This window comes from Vibrio sp. 10N.222.49.C9 (assembly GCF_041474985.1).
GTDB classification, from domain to species: domain Bacteria; phylum Pseudomonadota; class Gammaproteobacteria; order Enterobacterales; family Vibrionaceae; genus Vibrio; species Vibrio crassostreae_C.
This window is the reverse complement of sequence record NZ_JBFRVD010001361.1, coordinates 1-427: the sequence shown is the minus strand read 5'-3', so window position 1 is coordinate 427 and position 427 is coordinate 1. Positions and strand designations below refer to the sequence as shown.

The 427-nt window shown below is 45.0% G+C and carries 1 protein-coding gene; it reads right to left on the bottom strand.

Going from position 1 to position 427, the window contains the following annotated elements; translation table 11 throughout:
- A partial coding sequence (rsmG, locus tag AB4585_RS28290) for a 16S rRNA (guanine(527)-N(7))-methyltransferase RsmG (RefSeq protein WP_372172090.1) occupies positions 1-427 on the bottom strand: 427 nt, incomplete at both ends.

The following is a 427-nucleotide window of genomic DNA, read 5'->3' as shown; positions in this document are numbered from 1 at the left end:
GTACCTTCTTTTGGCAAGTGGCGACACCAATTTACCATATCGGTCATAGAAGCAAATGCTCGGCTCAATACCGCATCAAACTTAACCTCAGGTTGGAATTCCTCTACACGGCTTAAAACCGGTGTCACGTTCTCAATCTTGAGCTCATGTACAACTTGTTTAATAAAACGTATACGCTTGCCTAAGCTATCAAGCAAGAAAAATTCACAGTCAGGATTCATAATTGACAATGGAATACCCGGCAATCCAGGCCCTGTACCTACATCGATAAACCGCTTCCCATCAAGGTGCGGTGAGACCACAATGCTGTCCATAATGTGCTTCACTAGCATGTCGCTAGGATTACGAACCGAGGTTAGGTTGTAGGCCTTGTTCCATTTGTTGAGGAGCTCGACGTAGCCAACCAATTGATCCAGTTGCTTATCAG